The organism is Paenibacillus macerans (genome assembly GCF_900454495.1).
Taxonomy (GTDB): domain Bacteria; phylum Bacillota; class Bacilli; order Paenibacillales; family Paenibacillaceae; genus Fontibacillus; species Fontibacillus macerans.
The window spans coordinates 4,558,759-4,583,089 of sequence record NZ_UGSI01000001.1; the positions used below are offsets into that span (position 1 = coordinate 4,558,759).

15 protein-coding genes are annotated in these 24,331 nt (G+C 55.1%); 9 read left to right on the forward strand and 6 right to left on the reverse strand.

Features of this window, described 5'->3' with window-relative positions; all coding sequences use genetic code 11:
* Nucleotides 1-75: 75 nt before the first annotated feature.
* Together DYE26_RS20325 and DYE26_RS20330 are read right to left on the reverse strand one after the other, a co-directional pair.
* Nucleotides 76-4,041 carry a copper amine oxidase N-terminal domain-containing protein gene (locus tag DYE26_RS20325; RefSeq protein WP_063836340.1) on the reverse strand — a complete coding sequence of 1,322 codons (3,966 nt, stop codon included), beginning with the start codon at nucleotides 4,039-4,041 and terminating at the stop codon, nucleotides 76-78.
* 242 nt (nucleotides 4,042-4,283) lie between these two features.
* Nucleotides 4,284-4,952 (reverse strand): MOSC domain-containing protein, encoded by a 669-nt coding sequence (locus DYE26_RS20330; protein WP_230877180.1) that lies wholly within the window; start codon nucleotides 4,950-4,952, stop codon nucleotides 4,284-4,286.
* Nucleotides 4,953-5,175: 223 nt separating this feature from the next.
* On the opposite strand from DYE26_RS20330, the gene DYE26_RS20335 reads away from it, so the two are divergent.
* The gene (locus tag DYE26_RS20335; protein WP_036626629.1) at nucleotides 5,176-5,589 is read left to right on the forward strand and encodes a hypothetical protein; all 414 of its coding nucleotides are present in this window, start codon (nucleotides 5,176-5,178) and stop codon (nucleotides 5,587-5,589) included.
* Between the two features lie 761 nt (nucleotides 5,590-6,350).
* On the opposite strand, the gene DYE26_RS34295 is transcribed toward DYE26_RS20335, so the two are convergent.
* Together DYE26_RS34295 and DYE26_RS20345 are read right to left on the reverse strand one after the other, a co-directional pair.
* Entirely contained in the window at nucleotides 6,351-8,495 is a 2,145-nt protein-coding gene (locus DYE26_RS34295; protein ID WP_036626630.1) for an LTA synthase family protein, read from the reverse strand.
* Nucleotides 8,496-8,605: 110 nt separating this feature from the next.
* Nucleotides 8,606-11,152, reverse strand: coding sequence for a beta-mannosidase (locus tag DYE26_RS20345; RefSeq protein WP_036626631.1), 2,547 nt, complete (start codon nucleotides 11,150-11,152; stop codon nucleotides 8,606-8,608).
* Nucleotides 11,153-11,409: 257 nt separating this feature from the next.
* Here DYE26_RS20345 and DYE26_RS20350 point away from each other — a divergent pair, with 257 nt between their 5' ends.
* From DYE26_RS20350 to DYE26_RS20375, 5 genes are all read left to right on the forward strand, one after another.
* The gene (locus DYE26_RS20350; RefSeq protein ID WP_036626632.1) at nucleotides 11,410-12,729 is read left to right on the forward strand and encodes an ABC transporter substrate-binding protein; all 1,320 of its coding nucleotides are present in this window, start codon (nucleotides 11,410-11,412) and stop codon (nucleotides 12,727-12,729) included.
* Between the two features lie 17 nt (nucleotides 12,730-12,746).
* Nucleotides 12,747-13,643, forward strand: coding sequence for a carbohydrate ABC transporter permease (locus DYE26_RS20355; RefSeq protein ID WP_036626633.1), 897 nt, complete (start codon nucleotides 12,747-12,749; stop codon nucleotides 13,641-13,643).
* The gene (locus DYE26_RS20360; protein ID WP_051985756.1) at nucleotides 13,640-14,473 is read left to right on the forward strand and encodes a carbohydrate ABC transporter permease; all 834 of its coding nucleotides are present in this window, start codon (nucleotides 13,640-13,642) and stop codon (nucleotides 14,471-14,473) included. Before DYE26_RS20355 ends, DYE26_RS20360 begins: the two co-directional genes overlap by 4 nt.
* Nucleotides 14,474-14,482: 9 nt before the next feature.
* The gene (locus tag DYE26_RS20365; protein ID WP_371861038.1) at nucleotides 14,483-16,282 is read left to right on the forward strand and encodes a cache domain-containing sensor histidine kinase; all 1,800 of its coding nucleotides are present in this window, start codon (nucleotides 14,483-14,485) and stop codon (nucleotides 16,280-16,282) included.
* A gap of 272 nt (nucleotides 16,283-16,554) precedes the next feature.
* Nucleotides 16,555-18,075: a response regulator transcription factor gene (locus DYE26_RS20375; RefSeq protein WP_036626636.1), complete on the forward strand. Its 1,521-nt coding sequence runs from the start codon at nucleotides 16,555-16,557 to the stop codon at nucleotides 18,073-18,075.
* 92 nt (nucleotides 18,076-18,167) lie between these two features.
* Here the strand turns inward: DYE26_RS20375 and DYE26_RS20380 are convergent, their stop codons facing one another.
* Both DYE26_RS20380 and DYE26_RS20385 read right to left on the reverse strand, forming a co-directional pair.
* Nucleotides 18,168-18,398 carry a hypothetical protein gene (locus tag DYE26_RS20380; RefSeq protein WP_036626639.1) on the reverse strand — a complete coding sequence of 77 codons (231 nt, stop codon included), beginning with the start codon at nucleotides 18,396-18,398 and terminating at the stop codon, nucleotides 18,168-18,170.
* Between the two features lie 170 nt (nucleotides 18,399-18,568).
* Nucleotides 18,569-19,606, reverse strand: coding sequence for a tellurite resistance/C4-dicarboxylate transporter family protein (locus tag DYE26_RS20385; RefSeq protein WP_036626640.1), 1,038 nt, complete (start codon nucleotides 19,604-19,606; stop codon nucleotides 18,569-18,571).
* Between the two features lie 225 nt (nucleotides 19,607-19,831).
* On the opposite strand from DYE26_RS20385, the gene DYE26_RS20390 reads away from it, so the two are divergent.
* Genes DYE26_RS20390 through DYE26_RS20405 form a run of 3 tightly spaced genes read left to right on the forward strand, consistent with a single transcriptional unit; the run spans nucleotide 19,832 to nucleotide 24,201 of the window.
* Nucleotides 19,832-20,845 (forward strand): substrate-binding domain-containing protein, encoded by a 1,014-nt coding sequence (locus tag DYE26_RS20390; protein ID WP_036626642.1) that lies wholly within the window; start codon nucleotides 19,832-19,834, stop codon nucleotides 20,843-20,845.
* Nucleotides 20,835-22,931: a cache domain-containing sensor histidine kinase gene (locus DYE26_RS20400; protein WP_036626645.1), complete on the forward strand. Its 2,097-nt coding sequence runs from the start codon at nucleotides 20,835-20,837 to the stop codon at nucleotides 22,929-22,931. Before DYE26_RS20390 ends, DYE26_RS20400 begins: the two co-directional genes overlap by 11 nt.
* Nucleotides 22,924-24,201, forward strand: a complete 1,278-nt coding sequence (locus DYE26_RS20405) for a response regulator transcription factor (protein ID WP_227872880.1) — start codon at nucleotides 22,924-22,926, stop codon at nucleotides 24,199-24,201. Before DYE26_RS20400 ends, DYE26_RS20405 begins: the two co-directional genes overlap by 8 nt.
* The last annotated feature ends 130 nt before the right edge of the window (nucleotides 24,202-24,331 follow it).

Here is a 24,331-nt window from a genome sequence, read left to right on the forward strand (position 1 = left end):
AATCCAACGCACGAAGAGCGGCCCAAAATATTGGGCCGCTCTTTGGTCTTGATTATTATCCTGCCTGGCACGGCATCACTTCGCTTGCTTGGTCGGCTTCGCCGTTCTTGCAGGCTGGGCTGCCTGGACCTTCGGATAGGCAAAAGATGCGGATAAATTATATTGCTTCGCATTTGTCATATCGGGTACCGACAAAAAATAGATGCTGTAGGCCGACTGACTGTTAATCGCTTGACCTGCGAAATCCTGAGTAAGCTTAATGTTGGTAAACGGTCCTGCTTTGAGTACCTTAGTGCCTTTATCCATAGACGCCTTAGCCGACGCAAGATCGATGGAACCGCCGGATGGAACGGCGAAAATAACGTAGGAAGCGATATATTCATCGCCTTGCGGCGCAGTGAAGCTCACCGATATCTCGGAACCATCGGCTTGTACCGACGCCTGGCTTACTTTCGGAACCGTTACCTCCTCCGAATTCGCTGGTAAAGTAAATTGATTTGACGCGGCGGACAAAGCATTTTCGTATCCGGAGCCCGCTTTCGTTACCGTGAGCACGAACAACCGATAATTCGTCCCTGCTTTGATTGGATCGCCGGATGCGTCTTTGTCTTTCTGCAGTGTGAGCTGGACATTGGACCCGTTCGGTTTTACCTGGGTGTAATTGTCCGTAAGCGTTACGTCGTTGGCATCCGCCACTTTAAAGCTTGCGGCTTTGGCTGCCGGCACGACCATAATTCGGTACTCCTCCACTTTGCTTTCGTCGTTCAACTTATTGAATCCAACGGAGATATCGTTAACTGTGCCCTTATTCCCGATGATGTCGAAATGCAATCCGGTCACGGCCTCTATGACTTTAACTTCAGTCTTCAAAGTAATCGCGCTGGATGGCGAAGACAAGGCGTTCGGGCCCGAGTAATTGCCGCTGCCTACCGTCAGGACGAACACATTATAGCTTACGCCTTCTTTAATCAGATCCCCGTCAACGTCATGGGCGCTTGCGCTCAGTTCTTCCGTCAGTGTATTTCCGCTTTTGATAACACGCGTATAGTTATTGCTGGAAACGTCATTCGCTTTGGACAAAGTAAAGCTGCCCGCCTTCGATGATTTGACGACCATAATCCGGTAATGATCGACGTATGACTCATCCGAGGCCCGGGTAAACGATACCTGCAGGTCACTGCCGTTCCCCTTATCTCCCACATCGCTGACCTTCAGGTCCGAAACAGCCTCAATATTGGCTTTCTTAGGTAACGTGATCTCTCCGGATGCTGCGGACAGCGCGTTTGTGCCTGAGTAATTGCCGCCGCCTGCCGTCAGGACGAATACCTTATAACTTACGTCTTCTTTAATCAGATCCCCGTCAACGTCACGAGCATTCGAATCCAACACTTTGGTTAACGTATTTCCGCCTTTGTTGACAAGCGTATAGTTATTGCTGGAAACGTTATTCGCATTGGACAAAGTAAAGCTGCCCGCCTTCGATGATTTGACGACCATAATCCGGTAGTGATCGACGTACGACTCATCCGAGGCCCGGGTAAACTCGACGCGCAGGTCACTGCCGTTGCCATTATTGCCCACGTCGCTTACCGTCAGGTTCGAAACGGCCCCAATGGTAACTTGCTTCGTCAGCGTAATGTCGCTCGATGCACTCGACAGCGCGTTCGTTCCCGAGCTGCCTTTGCCTACCGACAGGACAAACACCTTGTAGCTTACGCCTTCTTTAATCAGATCCCCGTCAACGTCACGGGCGCTTGCGCTTAGTACTTCCGTCAGTGTAGTTCCGCCTTTGTTGACACGCGTATAGTTATTGCTGGAAACGTTATTCGCATCGGACAAAGTAAAGCTGCCCGCCTTCGACGATTTGACAACCATAATCCGGTATTGGTCGATGTACGATTCATCCGAAGCCCGGGTGAACTCGACGCGCAGGTCACTGCCGTTGCCGTTATCCGCCACATCGCTGACCTTCAGATTCGAAACGGTCCCCGCTCTTTTGTCATTCTTCAGCGTAATCTCGCTGGATGCATAGGACAGCGCGTTGGAGTAACCGCTTTTGCCTACCGACAGGACAAACACCTTGTAACTTACATCCTGTTTAATCAGATCTCCGTTGACGTCACGGGCGCTTGAGCTCAGCACCTGCGACAACGTTTTTCCGCCCTTGTAGACGCGCGTATAGTTATTGCTGGAAACATCATTCGCCTTGGACAAAGTAAAGCTGCTCGCATTCGACGATTTGACGACCATAATCCGGTATTGGTCGATGTACGACTCATCCGAAGCCCGGGAGAACTCTACCCGCAGATCGCGGCCATCCCCATAATTGTCCACGTCACTGACCGTCAGATTCGAAACGATATCAACCTTACCGTTTTTGCCGCTGCCGTTATTGCCTCCGCTGTAGCCGTTAACCAGCGTTATCGAGCTTGATGCCGAGGACAGGACGTTGGCGTTTGACCCGTTTCCTACCGCCATGACGAACACCCGGTAATTTACATCATTGCGGATATAATCTCCGTCGACGTCCCTGGCGCTGGAGGACAAGCGGTAATCGTTAATGTTGTACCCCGTTTTGCTGACCTGGGTATAATTGGAGCTCGATACGTTATTCGCCTTCGACAGGGTAAAGTCGCTGTAGTTTTTGCTTTTCACGACAAAAATCCGGTAAGAGCCGATTTTGGCCTCATCGTTCACTTTTGAAAAGCTCACTTGCAAATCCCGGCCGTCCCCATAATCGTTCACGTCCTCCACATCGGTGACTACGGGGTAATTCAAGGAGCCGCTATCCAGCCTGATTGAAGAAGATGCCGCCGACAGCCTGTTGGCTTTAACGCCCGTATTGTTGCTGACCGACATCACAAATACGGTGTACGCTGTTCCGTTTTTGATATAATCCCCGGACGTGTCGCGGGAAGACGAAGTAAGATCCACGCTAAGCGTTTGGCTGCTCCCGGACTTGTATACGACCGTTGAATAAGAATTTGACACGTTGTTTGCCTTGCTTAGGTCAAATTTGTTCGCGTCCGCAGTCTTCACGACGAACACACGGTAGTTCGCAATGTCGCTCTCATTTTGCGCCCGGGTAAACTCGACGCGCAGATCGCGGCCGTCACCGTAATCGCCGATATCGGAGACTCTGACATTCGTAGGCGCCGCTACCGACGAGTCACGCTGCAGCGTAACGACCTGTGAAGTGCTCGACATGGCAATTTGGCCGCTCGTTTTTCCTACCGACAATACGATCGCGACATAAGATTGGTCTTCCCGGATATAATCACCGTCCACATCCCGCGAGTTGGACGTAAGCGTGAGCACCTGATCCGAACCGTTAGGATACAGGGTCGTATAGTTTCCTGAAGTTACGTTTCGCGCCGCAGCCAGACCGAATTGAGACGAATTGGCCGATTTAACGATCAGAACACGGTAATGGTCTATATTCGATTCGTTGTAGGCTTTGGAGAAACGGACTTCCAAGTCGCGGCCGTCCCCGTTGTCCCCGATGTCACGCGCTGAAACGTTGGCTACCGGGCTCGGCAAGGTCACGTTGCCGCCGCCTCCGACGTTACCACCGTTGCCACTATTGCCACCGTTGCCGCCACTTCCGCGGGAGCCCGACGTGGTGATTGTGACGATTTTCGTTTTGTTGGTATAACCCACTTTTTCACCCAGCGCCTCGGTGACGAAACGTACGGGAACCATCGTTGTGCCCCTTAAGTTTTGCGCCGGAACATCAAGTTTTACGGTTTTGTTGCCGATGGTCGCCGTTTTCGCTTTGATTTTGAGCTTGATCGTCTTTCCGTTCTTTTTCGCCGTTACCGTTTGCGATTTCTGGTTCCAATTGATCGATGCGCCCAGCGCTTCGAAAATAGCACGCATTGGCAGCATTACCCGGCCTTTAATGGCAATCGGCGCCTGCTTTGTCGCCAGCCGGCTGCCGTCAATATAGACGGAGATCGGTTTGGCCGCCTGAGCAGGCGGCGGTTGCAGCAGCGGAACCGCTATTATCGCAGCAAAAATTCCAGTCCAGATTTTTTTCACGAACTCATCCTCCAAACTCCTAATCATCATATGGAAAATCATTCCTCACTAATCAAAGACGAACCGGAACGGAAAAAAGTTTCCGTTTTTGGGTTTTTGCCAAAAAAAAATTTTGGCGGTATGGTTCGGTTTCACCGGCATTAGATGAAGCAAAAGATCCGCCCTCCCTTTTCAAAAAAGGGAAAGCGGATCTTCCTCGGCGGGTTAAATCGGCATATGTATTTTTCCGCTCCGTCCGTTCACTAGGCTTCTGCCCGCTGAAGCCGGACGGTCAACGTCTCGCGCCAGCTGGCCGATAGTGCGTCCACCTCCAAAATGCGCTTCAGACCATCGGCATTTTCTTTGTCCAAAAACATGATCCGATTGGCAAAAGACAGCGTCACGCCCGCAGGATGCCTTTCGGTCAATATTAGCGAATCGCCGGGAACGACCTGTCCCTCCTGTACCACCCGAAAGTAGTAGCCGGTATAACCGGTCTGCTGGACTTTCAAGGGGAGCTCGGGCATTCCATGTTTGACGCCCAATTTGAAGCATGGCTGTCTCGGCTGGCTGACCTGCACGACCGCCTCGCCCAGCCGGAACATATCTCCGATGCAAATATCGTCCTCCAGCATCCCCTCCGTCGTTAAATTTTCGCCAAAAGCGCCGAAAGCCAGCGTCTTCCCTAGCTCCCGCTCCCAATACGCGTATCTTTCGAATGGATAAACGCAAACGGCTTTATCCGTACCGCCATGATGAACGAGATCGGCCTGACCGTCCCCCGCAAAATTCATCGCCGACAGATACAGCGGACCGGAAACCGGGGTTTTGTATATCCCTGTCGCGATTTCCTTGCCGTGATGCTCCACCTGCACCGGTTTTCCCACATTGATCGACCGGACCATCATTTGTTCCGTCATTTGTTCCGTCATAACCGCACCATTCCCTCCTGCTTTGAAAATAAATCCGCTTCCCCCTGCCGTTTGGCCTCTGTCCGGACAGCTCATGAAACCCATTATACCGACTACTCTTGCACCAACACCACCCTGAATCCGGAAAAGCAGCTGAAACTTCTTGAAGGGCTTATTCGTAATAATAATAGTTATGACAAATTCAAACAGCAATCCAACTACCCGATCGGAGAGGATCTCTCATATGAAACTGAAAAAAGTCGTCATCGTCGGCACCATGGCCGTTGTCATTACCATCACCCCAAGCTTGTCCGGTTACCTGGCCAGCATCGCCTTTGCGGCTCAAGCCTCCAAGGCGTCCAGTCTTAGCACCGCAACGCTGAGCCCCCAGAGTGAGTTGAACGATGTGCTTGGCGTCTCTTCGGACAAGGAGATCTACGATTCCCTGCTTGAAGGCCGGTCGCTGGCCGATATCGCCGAAGCCCATGGCCAGGACGCAGACAGCGTCATCGCCCTGCAAGTCAAGGAAATGCAGGAGCAGCTGCGGCAGCGGCTGGAGCAGGGGAGCCTGACGCAGGAAGCGTACGAACAGCAGCTCCGGGAACTCCCCGAGCTCATCTCGGGCAGCGTGCACAGCAAGTACAGGATATTGACTTAACCGTCACTTTGGCGGGGCGGCGCACCGTTTAAATCCATCGTCTAAAGCTCCCCCCTGTCTAAACTCATTCGAGGAAAATAGAGGAACTTTTTGCTCCTATTTCGGCAATTGGGTGCGCGCTGACGGCAATAGTGGAATTTTTTATTCTTATTTTCTCTATCGGAGCGAATAACCGGCAAATGGCCTTACCCGCCACGCAAATAAAGGAATAATTTTCCACTATTGTGTGCAAAACCTCAAAACCGCAGGAAATAACGCCCTTTTTTGCGCTTATTTTGGGGGTCAAAAACCGGAATCGGGGCTAGACGGGTATTGCACGAGTATTGCACGAGTATTACACAGGTGTTGCACAGGGGCTGGACAGTTGTTGGACAAAACGATTCGAAGTACCCGGGGCGGGCTAACGGACCGAAGTAACCAACCTTATTTCGGCATTTCGTCAAAATTAAGCGGTTAGGCACTAGCGTTGCATCAAATCTGATCTGACAAAGATACATTCTCTATCCATACAAATTTTCTAACGGATGCCACAAGCGTTATTTGTTCCAAAAACGTTGATTTCAAAATCTAACGGTTGCCATAGCGCTTATTTCACTGAAATCCGGCTATTTATGCCTTGATTCAGGCAAATAACGGCGTTCACAACCGTTAGAATTTCGAAAGGGGCTTTTTTCGGAAAATAGCCGCTGCTACAACCGTTAGATTTCCGGTCAGCTTTTACAGGAAAGCCCTGAGGCATATGCCTCAGGGCTGTTTGCGTCTCACTGCCCCCGCTTGGGAAGCAGCTTCACGTATTCGTCCGAGAGCTTCATCAGCTCCGTGACATAATCGTAGTCGCCGCGGTAAGGTGAGATATCCGTCACCGGCTGCAGCGTCTTCAGCGACACGGCCGTGCCGTCGTCGAAGCCTTGACCCGGCACGAACATCACCTCATCGTTGAAAAACGATCCGGTCGGCAAATAATAGCGCATGCCGATCACGTTCCGGTCGATGTTGAGCAGATCCTGGCCCAATGCGGTAAAACCTTCGTCCGCCAGCGAAACGCCGAGCAGGTTTGCGATCGTCGGCAGAATGTCGACCTGGCCGCCGGTACGCTCCACGACCTGCCCGCTCTTCGCTCCGGGTACATGGACGATCAGCGGAATGTTGAAGCGGCTGATCCGCTCGTCATAAGCGATGCCGAGCTTTTCGCGGATCTCCCCGGCGCTGACGTCATTCGGCTGTAAACCGAAATGATCCCCGTAAAACACCAGCATCGTATTGTCCCATAAGCCGGCTTGCTTCAAACGGTCGATCAATGTCCCGATCGCGTAATCGGTATAGTTGACGGCCTGGATGTAATTGCCCAGCATCGTCCCCTCCATGTCGGCGGGCAGCTGGATATGCCGGCGGTCCTGCGGCACGACAAACGGAGAATGGCTCGACGTCGTCACAAACTGAGCGTAAAACGGCTTGGACTGCGCCTTGATTTCCGCCAGCTTCTCTACGCCCACCCGGTACATCTCCTCGTCGGAGGCCCCGAAGTCGTTAAAATGATCGTTCGTATAGTACGGCTTGTCATAATACTTGTCAAAATGGAGCGCCGGGTACAGCTTGTTGCGGTCCCAAAACGTCACATTATTGATATGGAACGTATTCGCCACGTACCCGTGCCCCTGCAAGAGCCGCGGCAGACTCGGCAGTTGGCGGTCGCCGAAGCTCGTCGACATCGCGGCCGCGGCCGTCGGATAAATCGACGTGTTGGACATGAACTCGGCGTCCGAGGTATTGCCCGGCCCGATCTGCTGGAATACGTGCGGGAAGTAGAACCCTTCCTTGGCCAGCTTGTTCAGCACCGGCGTGACCTCCTGCCCGTTCAGGGTCAGGTTGATCGGGAAGTTCTGGAACGACTCCATCTGCACGACGATCAGGTTCATCCCCTGAGCCGATCCGAAAAAGTCGGGAGCCGCTTTCGAAGAAGCCGCAACGGCCGAAGTGTTTGCAGTGCCTGTAGCGCCAGTATTGCCCGTAGCCTCCGGACTTTTTACGTCCGTAGTTTCCGCAGTTGGGGTTCCCGCAACGCCCGTTCCGCCGGTAGCCGGGGTTCCCGCTTTATCCGAAGCACCCATAGCGCCAGCGCCAGCCGATCCCCCCGCTTCTCCCGTATCCGCCCGGTAAGGGTACGTGCTTTGCAGCTGCCGGATCTTGGCGATCGTCTCCTGCAAATTTCCTGCCGCGATCATCCGTTCCTCTTCCTGGTCGCGGATGGCCGCGTCCACCTGGAAATTGAGGAAGCCGACGCTTTCGGCCCGCACCAGCTCGTTATCGATCCCTTTGCCCGCGCGGATGTAGAGCCCGGACAGCAGCAGGCTGGCGATCAGGATAAAGGCGACTCCCACCTTCCAAACCAGCCCTGCTCGCGGACGGTCGGTGCGGAAGTTCAGCCCTCCCCGCGAAGTCCGGGTGCCGAAACTTAAAGTTCCCTGCGGCCGCCCTGAACGGAATGCCCCGCCGCGGCGGACAAGCCCGATGATTTTGATCAGGAGCAACACCGCCAGATCGGCAAAATACAGAAACTGCCCCGGCCGAAGCAAAGCGCCGATGCTCGCTTTCACCTCGGGCACCTGGCCCAGTCCGCTAAGCACCTTATAAGTCGGCACTGTCCCGAAGTAGGCGAAGTACACCGTGGCGGCAAACAGAATGAACGACAGGACAAAATTAAATCCGAAAAATGTCCACCATTTGCCTTTGGCCGGCGTCACCAGCTCCACCAGGCAGAGGAGGGCCAGCACCGACAGCAGCTCGCCGGGCAGTCCCGCCGGATGGAAGCCGCCGTAAAAAAAGTACCGCAGCAACAGCAATTTCACGCCGATCAGCACGAACGTTTCAACGATTTTGTAGCGACTGGATGAAAATATGTTTCGCATCTTTTTACCTCGATTTTATTCCCGTTTTACAAAAGCACGGTTTTCTATCTGTTTATTATAGCACGGTAAAATCGAGAGTCGAACTTCTATAAATTGTAAGATAGCCGTACCTATACAAAATCGGCCATGGACCGGATCCGGATTTCCCCCGGAGCTCCCGGAACAAACGCCTCATCATCCGCGGCCGCGCCGCGCCGGTGGAACTCCACGGTCACCGGCACGCCAGGCATCATATCAAAGTAATTGTCGGAGAAGATGCCTTCCCGTTCGGCTTGGATCCAAACCTGACGCGCCAGTACGCCGCTCACAAGCGTATACTTGCCGCCGCCGCTGCCCGGCGTTTCCCGCACCTCGATTTGCGCCGCTGGCAAAATAAGGTCTTTGCCGGAAACAAAGTAAAACGGCTTGCTGTCCGCAGGTGCCCCGTCCAGTTCCAGGCTGGCGAGCAGGACAACCTGCCGCGGGTCGCGGTTTTCCAGCCAAGCTTCCCTTGCGAAAGAGACCGCCTCCTTGGCGGAATCCGCCGCAATATTAACCTCCTGTACCGTTTCTTTAAGCACTCCGCCGCCCACATCGTAAAGCGTTAGGCGCAGCTTTCCCGAAACGTTTTCCCGTTTGTCGGAAACGATGCTAACGGCAATTTTGCCGTCTTCCGGTTCGTACACCGACAGCATCACGTCTCCGAAGCTGCGGCGCACCGCATACTGCAGCGCTTTCCAGCGGCCGTAATAATCCATGCCCGCCCAGGAGGCGACCGGCCAGCAGTCGTTCATCTGCCAATACAGCGTGCCCATGCAATAAGGCTTGTTCCGGCGGTGCGCCTCGATCGCCGTGCGGATCGCCTCCGCCTGCAGCACCTGGCTCATGTACAGGAACGCCTTGAAATCCCGCGGCACCGGCAAATAGATGTCCATGTATTCCTTGATGAGCTGATTGCCCCGGCCGTTTTTCTGATGCGCCAGCATAATGTCCGATTCCAGCTCCAGCGCGCTTTCCGGCGCGTATTTCAGTACCGAATCCAGCTCGGGGAACGATTGAAAACCGTATTCGCTCATAAACCGGCCGATCCGGGTGTTGTAATTGGCGAACGGCTCGACCGCGTGCCACACGCCCCAATAATGGATATCGCCTTCGCCGGACACCTTATAGGCGTGCTGGTCCGCGTCGCCCGTCAGATCGCGCAGCGGCGAGGACGGCCAGTAAGCGATCCCGCCCGCCAGCCGTTCCACCGCCCGCGGCAAAATATCGTGGAATACGGCCTCATAATCGGCCCAAATCCGCTCGCGAACATCGGCCGCATAGGTTTCCTTCCAGCCCCAGCCGGCATTTTCCGCATAATGCGACCAGGCCGAATCGATCTCGTTGTTGCCGCACCACAAAGCGATGCACGGATGATTGCGCAACCGTTTGATATTATGCTCCGCTTCCCGGGCGACATTTTCCAGGAACTCCGCGTCTCCCGGGTACATACTGCAAGCAAACATAAAGTCCTGCCACACCAAAAGCCCGTATTCGTCGCACAATTCGTAAAAAACATCCTGCTCGTAAATCCCGCCGCCCCAGACGCGCAGCATGTTCATGCCGCTTGCGGCGGCCGAAGCGATCTCATGCCGGTAGCGCTCCGCCGTCACCTCCGTCACGAAGCTATCGTTCGGAATATGGTTGGCGCCTTTGGCGAACACGGAGACGCCGTTCAGTTCAAAGCGGAAGGAAGCTCCCGCCTCGTCCTGCTCGCGGACCAGCTTGATTTCGCGCAAGCCCGTTCGCACCGCCGCGTCGGCTTCCAGCGTACCATTCGCGCCGATCAACTCCGCCTTAAACGTATACATCGCCGGCTCCCCCAAGCCCCGGCACCACCACAGCTTCGGCTGCGCCAAGGTCAGCGGCAGCTCCACCTCCTGCAGTCCCGGCTTCAGAGCAACCTGCCGCTCCCATACCGCTTCCCCGGCGGAGACGCGCAGTCGGCCTTCCCACGCGGCGGCCGCTTCCACCTCCACAACCGCCGCCAATTCGGCAGCCTCCGGCGCAACGCGGTCCTGGCGGATGAACACATCGCGGATGACCGGACCGCCCCACGCTTCGATCCGGGCTTCCCGCCAAATGCCGCACGTCACCAGCCGCGGTCCCCAATCCCAGCCGTAATGGTAAGGAGCTTTGCGGGCAAATACGCTGACTCTGCGGTCCCCAAGCCCGCCCAGCTCCGCTTGGTCGTTCGAAGCCGGCAAATCGTAACCTAGCCGCTCCAGCTTCGGCAAATCTTCGGCGATCGGGGAACGGAAGCGCACCGTGACCGTATTCGTTCCTTCGCTGAGCAGCGCTTTAATGTCCGCCCGCCAGGAGCGGAACATATTGTCGGCCGACAAAACATGCCGGCCGTTCACCGAAACGTCCGCATACGTGTCCAACCCTTCAAACACGATTTCGATTCGCGGCAGCTTCGCCCACCCTTCATGCAGTTCAAACGAAGTTTGATATTCCCAATCCTTCTTGTCGATCCACTGCAGCTCATGCTCATTCGTGCCATAAAACGGGTCGGGAATCAGCCCGTTCAGCCGCAGGTCCGTATGCACCGTTCCCGGAACCCGCGCCGGCAGCCACTCCGCTTCATCGAACGCCTTGAATTGCCAATCGCCGAGCACATATCGTTGGTTGTTCATAAGCCCTCCTCAAGTTGTAAGTTATGAACCCTATTATAGTCGATAATCGTTATTTTTTGTTATATTATTTGTTAGCAACATAACCGCCATGTTTATTCCGAAACTATCATATAAATAATCTATTGTCATCCACTCCTCCGCCGAAAACAAGCAAAACAAAGACAATAAATAATAACACAATACATTTTCATTATTATAACAAAGCGATACAATCAATCTGTAAGCGCTAACATATCTTTGTAAAAGGGGCGATCACATTGAAAAAACAACTCCTGATGACTTTCATGCTGATCTTTACATTCGCAACCGTACTGGCCGGGTGCGGCGGCGGAGGGAGCGCGAACGGCGGCGGGAACACAGCTCCGCCGCCGGATAACGGAACCACCGCCGCAGATAACAAATCGGGCGGCACAAGCGGACAGCTTAGCGGCAAGGTGACCTTTCTGACCAACCGCACCGACATGATCGGCAAGGAATACGACGAATACGTCAAACGGTTCCACAAGAAGTATCCGAACATCGAAATTGAATTCGAAGCCAGCCAGACGGACTACAACCAGCAGGCCAAAGTCCGCATGGCCAGCGGCGAGCTGCCGGACCTGATGTTCGTCCCGGACATTCCGAACTCCGATTTGCCGAAATATTTCGCGCCGCTGGACGATTTGGGACTGAGCGCGGAAATTACGTTCAAGGATTTCAAATCTTACGACGGCAAGCTGTACGGCATTTCGACGGGCAACTCCACGTCCGGGATCGTTTACAACAAAAAGGCGTTCGCCGACGCCGGCATTACGGAAATCCCGAAAACCTGGGACGAATTCCTGGCCGCCTGCGAAAAGCTGAAGCAAACCGGCGTCATTCCGCTGGCCTCCAACTTCAAGGACAAATGGCCGCTGAACAACTGGGTATTCGATTTGCCGAGGGTGATTGAAAACAACAGCAACTTCCCCAACGAAGTGATCAATACGGACGCTCCGTTCACGATGGATAACGGGTACGGCAAAGCGATGTCCCTCATCAAGGAGCTGGCCGACAAAGGCTACCTGGAAAAAGACATCAACTCCACCAACTGGGAGCAATCCAAAAAAGACCTGGCGAACGGCAAAATGGCGATGTACTTCCTGGGCAACTGGGTGATCAACCAGGTGATCGGCGTCGGCGCGGAGTCCGACAACATCGGGTTTTTCCCGCTGCCGTTCGATGACTCGGGCGCGAGCAGAGCCGCGCTTAGCCCCGATTTCTTCTACGCCGTCAACAAAGACAGCAAAAACCTGGAGGCGACGAAGGCTTTCCTGAAATGGATGCTCGAGGATTCCGGTTACGAGGATTTCGCCGGCTTTATCTCTCCGTTGGAAGGCCGCGAATCCAAGTTGTCCCAATTGGCCGAGTTCCAGGCGAGCGGCGTGGAGCTGCAGGAAGGCACGCCCGATGATCCGAAGGTAGTCGAAATCCGCAACAAGGCGCAAATCGATCTGCCGGCAATCGCCCAGGAATTCGTCTTGGCCAAAGACCCGCAGGCCGTGCTCGACAAATGGAACAAAGCCTGGGCCAAAGCGAAGCAGGAGCTGGGCTACTAAGAAAGAAGGGGAACGGCATGTTTGGAACGCTGTCTTATAAAGCGCAGAAAAATATCATTATCGTCTCGTTTTTACTCGTCCCGCTCGCTTTGCTCCTGCTGTTTACCTACTATCCCGCGCTGAAGCTGGTCATGTTCAGCTTCACCGATTGGGACGGGTACAGCCCGGAGAAGCCGTGGGTCGGGCTGGCCAATTACCGGGAAGTGTTTACCAACCCGGACATATTCGGCGTATTCGCCCATAACTTCGCCTATTTTGTTATGGGCATCATCCAAAATATCATCGCGATTTACTTCGCCGTGATTTTGAACAGCAGGCTGCGCGGCCGGAACTTTTTCCGGCTGCTGCTGTTCCTGCCTTACATTATGAACGCCGTGGCCGTCGCTTTTATGTTCGGCTATGTTTTCGATACGACCCAGGGTTCGCTGAACCTGTTCCTGCAAAGCATCGGGCTGGCCAAACTCGGCGAAACGAGCTGGCTCGGCACGGCCGGCCTGGTCAACTATTCGCTCGCTTCGACCGGGCTGTGGCGGTTCATGGGCTATAACATGGTGATTTACATCGCCGCTTTGCAGGCGATCCCCCGCGACATGTACGAAGCGGCCAAAATCGACGGCGCCGGGGCCATGCAAACGTTTTGGCGGATTACGCTGCCGAACATGAAGCCGGTCATCCAGTTGAACCTGTTCCTGACCGTCACCGGCGCGCTGGAGGTGTTCGATCTTCCGTTCGTCCTGACCAAAGGAGGGCCGGCCGGCGCGAGCCAAACATACGTGCAGCGGGTAATGGAGACTGCTTTTGCTTACAACCATTACGGGCTTGCTTCGGCGATGAGCATTATTTTGCTGATGTTCGTGATCATCGTCGTGGGGCTTCAACAGTTTGTGCTTAGCAGAGGAGGAAACGGCAAATGAGCAGACGCAAATTCACTTTCCCGGATGCGCTGAAATACCTGACCTTGCTGATCGGGGTTTTTGTCGTGCTGTTCCCTCCGTACGTCGTCATCGTCAACTCCTTCAAATCAAGCAATGAATTTAATACCGCCAGCACGATGGCGCTGCCGCAAAGCTTTTTCAATTTTGAAAATTTCAAGATCGTGTTTGAACGGGGCGGCCTATTGAGCGGGTTCGGTAATACGCTGGTCATTATTTGCGTGTCCCTGGTCTTCAATATCCTATTCGGAACGATGGTGGCTTACGTGCTGGGGCGGTTTTCTTTTAAGCTGAAAAAAGCGGTTTTCGGCCTGTATCTGTTCGCGACCGTCATTCCCGGCATTACGACCCAGGTCGCTACCTTCGGCATCATCAAATCGCTGGGCCTGTACAATACGCTGGGAGCTCCGATCATCCTGTACGTCGGCGCGGACGTGATCCAGATCATTTTATATTTGCAGTTTATCCGCAACATTCCCGTCGACCTCGACGAAAGCGCCATGGCCGAAGGCGCCTCCCTGTTCCGGATTTACCGTTCGATCATTTTTCCGCTGCTGACGCCGGCGACGGCCACGCTGATCATTTTGAAGACAATCAGCATTTACAACGATATGTACACGCCGTACCTTTACATGCCGAAGCAAAGCCTGGGCGTGGTGACGACGGTGCTGATGCGCTTCCAGGGCGTCAACGTGGCCGACTGGAACCTGATTTGCGCGGCGATCCTGCTGATTCTGCTGCCTACCGTGGTGCTGTATTTTTTCCTGCAAAAATATATCTTTGAAGGCGTTACCAGCGGTGCGGTAAAATGAGGTATGATCTTGCGAGCCTTGTTCCGAAAAGCCTGGTTGTTATTCGCCAACTTATCCATGCAAAAAAAGCTGGTGATCGTCTTCGTCTTTCTCATTTCGCTGCCGGTCACCTATTTCAGCTACACTTCGTACCGTTCCAGCTTCAGACTGGTGCAAAGCAGCACGACCGAGGCCGCCCGTCTGATGACGGACAACGCGATGGACAAAGCGGACCGTTATATCGCCGATTTGAAGCGGTACACAAGCCTGCCCTTGTACAACAAAGAGGTGCAAAAATATTTGGACCAGCGGGGAACGGATTGGGACAAGAGCACCTCCATCGATATTTTTCTGATGTATTTGAACAATACCAAGGATGAGATTTTGTCCGCCTACCTGGTGGACCGTTACGATATGGTTTATTACAACCGGAAGCCGGGCATCAACGTACTGTACCCGGAAACGCGGCTCAGCGAGTGGAAGGCATTGGCGCGTAAGTCCGGTTCGTCTCCCGCCCTCGCCGGCACACATGCGATCCGCGTGAACGAAACGGAGAGCCGCCAGGTGTTCACCGTCGTCCGCCCTATCCGTTCGGTCAGCTCCTTGCGCGATATCGGTCTGATCGCGATCGATGTCGACGCGAAGCTGTTCGACGGGATCATCGAGCCGCTGAATGCCGTGACCCACGGCGACGCCCTGATCGTGGACGAATACGGAAAGGTCGTGTACAGCGCCGATCCCGGCAAGCTGGGCGAGGATTTAAGCGGCAGCCCTCTGCTGGCGCCGGCCGCAGGCGCGCGGGGCAGTTTCCGGCTGGCTATCGGCGGCCGGCCTTACATTTGCGTCTACACTTCGTCCGCGCAAACCGGCTGGAAAACGCTGGTCTACATTCCTTTGACCGAACTGCTAGCGCCGATGAAGCAAAACCGCGATAAACTGATAATCACGACGTTGTCCGTTATTTTTTTCGCCCTGCTTGTGGCCATGGTTATCTCCTACGCGCTCACGAAGCCGCTGAAACGGACGGTGCAGCTAATGAAGCAGGTGCAGCGCGGCAAGCTCGACGTTCGGGTCAACGTCAAATACAATGACGAAATCGGCCTTCTGGGCAGCCAGTTCAACCGGATGATCGCCCGCGTGAAGGACCTGCTCCATGAGGTGGCCGAAACGGAAAAGAGCAAGCAAAAAGCCGATATGCTGGCGCTGCAAAATCAGATCAACCCGCATTTTATCTACAACACGCTGGAAGCGATCCGCATGCTCGCCGAGCTGAACGATGATGACCGGGTCGCCGAGCTGACCTATCTGCTGGGCCTGCTGCTTCGCTACAGCATTACCCGGAGCGCCGACGAGCAGGTGACGGTGGCCCAGGAAATCGACCATGTGCGGAACTACCTGCTGCTGCTGCAAATCCGCTTCCCGGACAAATTCAGCTTCCGTGTGGAGATTCCGGAGTTTTTTTATCCGCTGCCGATCGTTAAACTGGTTTTTCAGCCGATTGTGGAAAACGCGGTGTTTCACGGTCTGGAAAAAAGAGAGGGGTCCGGCACCATTACGATCCGGGCGTGGAATGAACTTGGCGACGCCATCTTCACGGTGCGTGACGACGGCGTCGGGATGACCGAAGAACGCCTCGCCTCCCTGAACCATAGCCTGACGGACGGCAGAACGGACAAATTCGGAATCGGGCTGCGCAATGTCCAAGAGCGGATCCGGCTTCATTACGGCGCAGGCTCCCGGTTGACCGTCAGCAGCCGGGCGGGCGAAGGCACGACGGTCACGGTGAGAATCGCCGGCTTGCTCCGTAACGGCGCGGGGGGAGTTGGATGAGCCAGTTAAAGGATGACCATGGCTGGCTTGGAGGCCTGACCACGGCTTCGACCAAGTCGAAATGCCGGGACGTAAAGCCATATTGCCGAGGCGCTGACCGCAATGCCGTACTTTCCGGCCGTAATGCCGTACTTCCGGCCCTAACGGACACCACAGACCTTATTTGGCATTTCAGCACGCCTGACCTGCAGAAATGGAAAGCTGGCGTTATCAAGGATGGAGCTACTAGGTTTGATCCGGAGTAAACGGAATGATTCAAAGGGGGAAATCCTATGCTGCGAATCGCGATCGTGGACGACGAGGCTTCGATTCGGGAAGGGCTGGGTAAGATGATCGGCAAGGAGAGCGGCCGTTTCGTCGTCGACGGTTTGTTCTCCAATGGGCAGGACGTCCTCGATTATCTCGGGGAAGCCGACCTTGACGTCATCGTCACCGATATCCGTATGCCCGTGGTGGACGGACTGGAGCTGAGCAAACAGGTAAAGGCCATCAAGCCGGAAATCCGCTGCATCATCATGAGCGGGTTTAAGGATTTCGAATATGCCCGGCAGGCCATCCGGTGTTCCGCGGTGGACTATCTGCTCAAGCCGATCGACAAGAAGCAGCTGTTTGCCCTGCTTTACGCGCTTGATGAGGAGAAGTCGGCGGCCCGCGGCAAGGAGCGGCAAATCCGTTCGGGATTGTTGCTCTCTCATTTCAAAAGCTTCGCAGGAGGGGCCGGCCTTGTTGGACCCGGCGCAAAGCTGCCGGAGCTTTCTCTGCCGGAGCCTTATTTTGCCGTATATGCGATCAAGGGCTGGCATCCGGAAGCCTTGCGCGCCAGGCTTGAGCAAACCCTACGCCTCCCCGTTCGCTTTTGGGATCTGGTTGACACCGGCGAACCGGTTCTCGCTTGGATCTGTTATTTTTATCAGCAGACGGACCAGGAAGAACTCCGCCAATTGACCGCGGTTTTGGAAGCGATATGCAAGCCCCGCCGCACGCTTGCCGGCTCCAGCTTCGTATATGGCGATCCTGCCATGCTGGGCAGAGCTTACGCGGAAGCGAAAAGCGCCTGCGAGCTCGGCATTTACGGAAACCAGACGTGGAATTACCGTAAGGCCGGCGGCAGCGCCGGACCTAACAACGGCAGTCCGGATATCGGCGAACGGTTTGCCGCCTGCCGCGATGAATGGGTCGAGCAGCTGCAAATTTTAAACGTTCCTCGGGCGGCCGCCTGTTTGGAGCGAATGTTGGAGCAGGTAAGGAAAGATCGGACTCCGCTTGAATCGGTCATTTTACTGTGCCGTCTCGTGCTGGACACCATCTCCGCCGAGCTGCACGAATGGGGCAAAATATGGCCCCGCGCCAAAGCCAAACAGCTGGAAGCCGAGCTGTTGTCCTGCCTTAGCTTTGATGAAATCCGGCAAAAATTTGTGGACGAATTGACCGGCGCTTTACAACAGGTCCGGGCCGGTCGCCTGGCGCAGGCGGGGAAATCGGTCGAAACCGTCAAGCGCTGGATCGCCGAGCATTACAACCAGCCGGCCGAACTAAGCCAGCTCGCTCGTATGGTCTATTTGACGCCCAGCTACCTGAGCAAGCTGTTCAAACATGAAACCGGCATGACGATCACCGATTACCTGATCGAGGTAAGAATCAAAAAAGCGAAGCTGCTGCTGCGCAAATCAAGCAAGCTGAAAATCCACGAAATCGGCTGCGAGGTCGGCTATCCCGATCCGGCCTATTTCAACAAGCTGTTCAAGCGCATGGTCGGGGTGACGCCCAACGAGTACAAAAGGATATCGCAGTAAGATAAGGTCGTATCACAGCCTGCGGTTCCGCCCGTTTCAGTGCAATACCGGACCGAAGCGCAGGCTGTCCGCTATTTTACGGAATAACAAGCTTATTGCGCTTGCTCGTAGTTGACATCTTTTTGATAGGAGTAGACAAGCCCCCCTCCTGCGGCCAACAAAACCAATGGTATAATGACCCACCATAAATTCAGGTCAAAAAGGCTGTAACTGAAATTCCCGCTTCCGGGTCTGAGGTCCTCCAAAGCCGAGACGATAAACCCCGTGCAAATAACGATGACTCCCGCCAACAGCGATGTGCACCCCAAAAACAATTTGGTCATAGACGTTCCCCCTCCGAACTCAAAGGCGTTTTCCGGCAGGAAAAGCTCTCCCTAGCCAGTGAATATTGTTATGTACTTCCATTATTGCAGGTCCCGCCCATCTTATAAAGCTCGGCTAAAACCGGCGGGACGATCAGGAAACAACAAGGTTCCGCTTGCCTCCCGTCTTCTCATCTCCGGGCTTGAAACGAGCGAAATTGGTGGTAAATAAAGCCGGCCATCACGGCTAACCAGGCGATGATCGCGATAACCCCCATGATCCGCGGAATCATGACCAAAAAGGGCAGTTCTAAGGCCTGCGACAACTGGTAAGTACTGGTCGTATACATCGCCAGCGGGAACACCATCCCCCAAAATTGCGGATCGTAATTCAGCGGATAACGGTGGTAAACATGACGCCACACCATCAAAATAAACAACAGCGGAATCCACCATGTTCCCGTAATCCAGAAAAACAAAGTAAACCCGCGCAAGAAAGGAAGCAGTTCGGTCAGAAACGGCCAATCCGCCGCATGCAGCATCAGGGTGGAGCCGGCAAGCGTCGTGATCGCCACCGCTCCCATGTTGATCCAATAAGGCGGAGTAAGCGCCGAATATTTCAGGTCGACAAAAGTAAACCGGTAAAATATTAATGTGATGATGTTCAGGTACAGCATACAGCCGAGCAAATACATGCACAGCGCAAAAAACAGGACGATCTCCCGTCCTTCCGCCATGTGCGGGGAAATTAACGTGCCGAGAACGGAAACGGATTGGGTGGCGACGGCGGCGATCAGCCAGGCTCCGTTAATGCCTTCGCCCAGCGTGGGCTTCTCTTTTCTCACGGTCACGGCCGTAAAAAAAGTATACATAATAACAGCCCAAAGCAAGATGCCGAAGATCCAAAGCCCTGTGGAAATGTTGCCGTTATGCGCCACGATCGCCCATTGACTGCCGTACACGCAGGTGGCCGCCGTGCAGGTAAAAAAGCCCGGCCCTTGACTGTGGCTGGTCAGATCTTTGCTGACCCGGGGAAAATATTTAATGAGCCGGATCAGCGTCAGGACCCACAACATGACATAGATGCAGGTGTTCAAATGCAGCAGCAGCCCGGATACAAACGGAGCCCCCAGCAAATGCACCGCAATGGACAAAGCCCCGGTGGCCATCGCCATTGAAAAATAACCCGGAAACAGGTGTTTGATCTTTTCGTCCATCACCCTTAACATACTTAACCATCCCCGCCTTTTAAGACTTGACTTCCTTCTATTCTTCCCCCGGGCTCAGAAACTTAAATTTAGCTTACCACGATTTAAAATAACAATATTGTGACTGAACTAACCCGGCAGCTTAACAGCGTCGCAAAAACATAATGATATTTTCCGGCGAAACATAGTATGATGTTGTCGAAGTTCATCTCCTTTTTCGGACCTATCTTTTGAAAGGGGTTTCATATGAAAAAGATTTGGATCGTCTATTTGCTGCTGATCGCCTGCTTTGCGCTTTACGTGCTGGATTTCCGGGCGCAGCAGAGCCGCATGAACGAGCAGTGGAGAACGGGCGGCCTGCGCGGGGAAATCGGCGAAAAATACGTCATGGTAACGTTTCAAATGGGCATCGATTACTGGAAAAGCGGGCTGAAAGGCTTTGAGGACGCGGCCCAGGCCTTAAACGTATCGGTAGAATACCGCGGCTCCACCCAGCGCGACGTCCATGAGCAAATCACCGTATTGGAGCAGGTCATCGCCAAAAAACCGGCCGGCATCGCCATCTCCGCCATCCATCCCTCCTTGCTGACGGCCACGATCAACAAAGCGGTCGACGCCGGCATCCCGGTCGTATTGTTCGACTCCGACGCGCCGGGGAGCAAAGCGTATTCCTTCCTCGGCACCGACAATTACGCGGCAGGGGTCGAAGCCGCCCGCAAAATGGCCGAGCTGACGGGGGGCCAAGGGGAAGTCGCCGTCGTCACCACGCCGAATCAGCAAAATCATCAGGAGCGCACGAACGGGTTCGCCGATACGATTGCCGCGGAATTTCCCAGGATTCGGATCGTCGACGTCAAAAACGGAAAAGGCGATCAGCTCGCTTCCCGGCAGGCCGCGGAGGAAATTTTGCGGGCGCATCCCGGTGTCGGCGGCATTTTTGCCACGGAGGCGAATGGCGGCATCGGCGTGGCCGAAGCGGTGCGGGCGGCCGGAGGCGGGTCTAACGCGGGCAGCGGCCCCCGGATCATCAGCTTCGACACCGACAAAGGCACGCTCGACCTTGTCAAAAGCGGGGATATCGCCGCGACCATGGCCCAGGGCACCTGGAACATGGGGTATTGGTCCCTGCAGTTTTTGTTTTCGCTGAAGCATGGGTTGGGCGGCTCCTCCAATCCCGGGGCTCCGCGGATTCCCAAGCAGGCGGACACCGGCATCACCGTCGTGACGCAGCAGAATGTGGACGATTACTATGCCAAATAAACGTTACGGGAAAAGCTGGGAGTTGCGCCGTTTCACCCTGAACAACTTGCCGATCCGCTACAAATTGATCGTGCATTTTTTGCTGATCAGCATCCTTCCTTCCCTCGGCCTGGGCTTGCTGACCAACTGGACGGTCGATCGCATCATCGAGCGCCAAATTACCGACAATACGCTGCAACTGATCGGCAAAGTGAACAAATCGCTGGAAACCTACGTGGAAAATTTGCAAAACATGACTTACTTTATCTCGTTTAACCCGGAGGTGCTGCGGTTTCTTGAGGGGCAATCCGAAGCGAGGGCCGGGGACGGTACGCGGGTTGATGCCTTGGCGGGAGTGGAGGGCGATGGAGCCAAGTTACAGGGCATGGCCTTCGCGGAAGCGTGGGGTGACGATGGAGCCGTGGGGCGGGGTAAGACCCCGGCGGCCGGGGAAAGCGATAGAGCCGGGGCACTTGCGAAGACGGGGAGCGTTTCGGGTACAGGTTCGGGTTCGAGCAAACTTGCCGATCGGGGTGAGGCGGCGGGTACGGACCATTACGAAATCCGCAAATTTCTGCAGGGCTTTACGACATTGTACTCTGAAGTGGCCGGCATTCTGGTCGTCAACAGCCAGGGTGACTACATCAGCAACGAAATGTACGCCAGAACTCCGGAAAAGTTGACCGAGGAAGACTGGTACAAGGAGGCGGTGCGGAGCAAAGGCATCTTCAAGGTGATCGGCCACCCGCATCAGCGCAATGTAACGACGCACGTGAGCTACAAGGACAGCGAGGTCGTTTCGGCCGTCAGGGCAATTCTCGACCCCGACACCCAGCAGGTCAAAGGCGTTGTGCTGATCGATTTGAAGCTCCGCGTGATCGCCGAAACCGCGCAGGACATCAGGTTGGGCAAAACCGGATATTTGACGGTGCTCGATCAGGAAGGACAACCGATATACGCCCCGCCAGAGCCTTACACCGACAACATCCCGCTGGACCGGATGAACCTGGAGGGCTCGGGAACGTATTCGGCGCGGGCCGGCGGACGCGACCTGCAGTTCATTTACCGCGTCTCCCCCTTCACCGGCTGGACGACGGTCGGCGTTTTTACGATGAAGGAGTCGGCCGCGGAAATGCGGGAAATCCGCTTTTACGTCGTCAGCTTCGTGTTTGTCGTCTGCCTGCTGGGCATGACCGCTTCCTTTTATTTGGCCCACTCGATCTCCAGGCCGATCGCCCAGCTCACGTCCTTCATGCAGAAAGCGCAGTCCGGCGACCTGACGATCCGCCACTGGAGCGACCGCACCGACGAGATCGGCCATTTGGGCCGCAAGTTCAACGCCATGCTGCTGCAAATCAACCGGCTGATTTCGCTGACCGAGCTGCAGGAGCGGCAAAAACGCGAAGCCGAGCTGCGCAGCCTGCAGGCTCATATCAAGCCGCATTTCCTGTACAACACGCTTGATACGATCCATTGGATGGCTCGCCGCAAAAGCGCGGACGATATCGCCGAGATGGCGGAATCGCTGTCCAAGCTGTTTCGGATCGGGCTCAGCAAAGGCAACGACATCATTCCGCTGAGCGACGAACTCGAGCATGTCCGCAGCTATTTGCAAATCCAGCATGTCCGGTACCAAAACAAGCTGGACTATACCCTGCATATCGCCCCGGAACTTCAAGGCGTTTACGTCTTGAAGCTGATCCTGCAGCCGATCGTGGAAAACGCGATTTATCACGGAATCAAGGAGCGCCGGGGGCCCGGTCATATCGTGATCGAGGCAGCCGAAGACGGCGGCGCGCTTGCGATCACGATCCGTGACGACGGTAAAGGCATTCCCCCTGATCAGTTAGCTCAGCTGCAAAGGCAGCTGCAGTCTGCGGGGTCAGCCGCGGCCGAGTTGCCCGGGCAGAAGCCAGAACCCTCCCCCGATTCCGCGGACGGCAAAGGGTACGGCATGCTGAACGTGCAGGCGCGGATCGCTTTGACGTTTGGCGCCAAATACGGAATCGCCATCCAAAGCGAATTAGGACGGGGAACGGTCGTAACGGTGACGCACCCGCTGATCCGGGATAACAACGTACGTTGGGAGAGGGTAAACCATGAGTGATCGTATGGAAAAAAACATGAACGAAAACAGCCTGTCCCCCGCCTTCCGCTGGAAAGTGCTGATTGCCGACGATGAGATGATTATTCGGGAGGGCATCCGGGACAGCATCAATTGGGATCAGTTGCGGTTAGCGGTTGCCGCGGAAGCCGAAGACGGTGAAGAAGCGCTGGAGCTGGCCGTCCGGCACAGCGTTCACATTCTGCTCGTGGACCTCAACATGCCGATCATGGACGGCATTGAGCTGATGAAGCGCGTCCGTGAGCAGCTCCCGGGCTGCAAAATCGTCATTATTACCGGCCATGACGAATTCGCCTACGCGCAAAAAGCGATCCGCCTTCAGGTCAAAGATTATATTCTCAAGCCGGCCAACCCGGCACAGCTCGAAAAGGTGCTGCTGCAGGTCCGGACGGAGCTTGAGGAGGAGGCGGCCCGGCAGCTCCACTGGCAGGCCGCCTCCCGGCAAATTTCCCGCAGCTATCCGCTGCTGCGGGAACGATTTTGCCAGGAATGGATGGACGGCAGCATGACGGAAGCCGAGATTTTGGAGCAGCTGCAGTTTCTGAAGCTGCCGGCCGCCTGCCCGGACTGGCTCGGCGTGATCCGTCTGCGCGAGCCGGCTGGGGCGCCGGCGGCCATGAAGGAGTCCGAACGCCAGCTGTACCTGTTTGCGATCGAAAATATCGCTTCCGAATTGCTCTCCTCCTCCCCCAAGGCGATGTTCCGCGACCCGTTCGGACTCATCGTCGTACTGCTGTGGAGCCTGGAGGCGGAAGCGGATTTCCACCGCATTGAAACCGCGGTGCGCACCAACCTGAAAATCGCCGTCGACGTTCATCTGGCCGAAGGCGGCGGCTGCGGCGGGGTGACGGACCTGCCCGCCGTTTACCGCAGCGGCAAAGCCGCGGTGATGAAGGAGACCCCCGTCTCGCCTTTGGTGCGCCGGGCCAAACAGTACATGCTGGAGCACTTCTCCGACCGCCGGCTGACGCTGGAAAAGATGGCCGGGGCGCTCCAAACCTCCCCCGTGTATTTAAGCCGGGTGATCAAGCAGGAACTAGGCGCCTCGTTCAACAGCTATTTGACGCAAATCCGCATCCGCCGGGCGGCTCAGCTGCTGAACGCGACGGAGCTGACGATCGCGGAAATCGCCGAACAGGCCGGCTATGAAACGCAGCATTACTTCAGCACGGCGTTCAAGCGGGCCACCGGCATTTCCCCGCTCCAGTACCGCAAAGGCGCGTTCAACCTCAAAGAAGAAGGAACCGAGTGACCCCCGGTTTCTTCTTCTTTCGGTTTCTTCCCTTTTTTGTCCGGGTGTATACCGCGTGTATTCTACGCTAACGGACTCAAATGACTTTATTTGCTGATTTCCCGTTACATTTTGTGATCTCCTGTTTCTG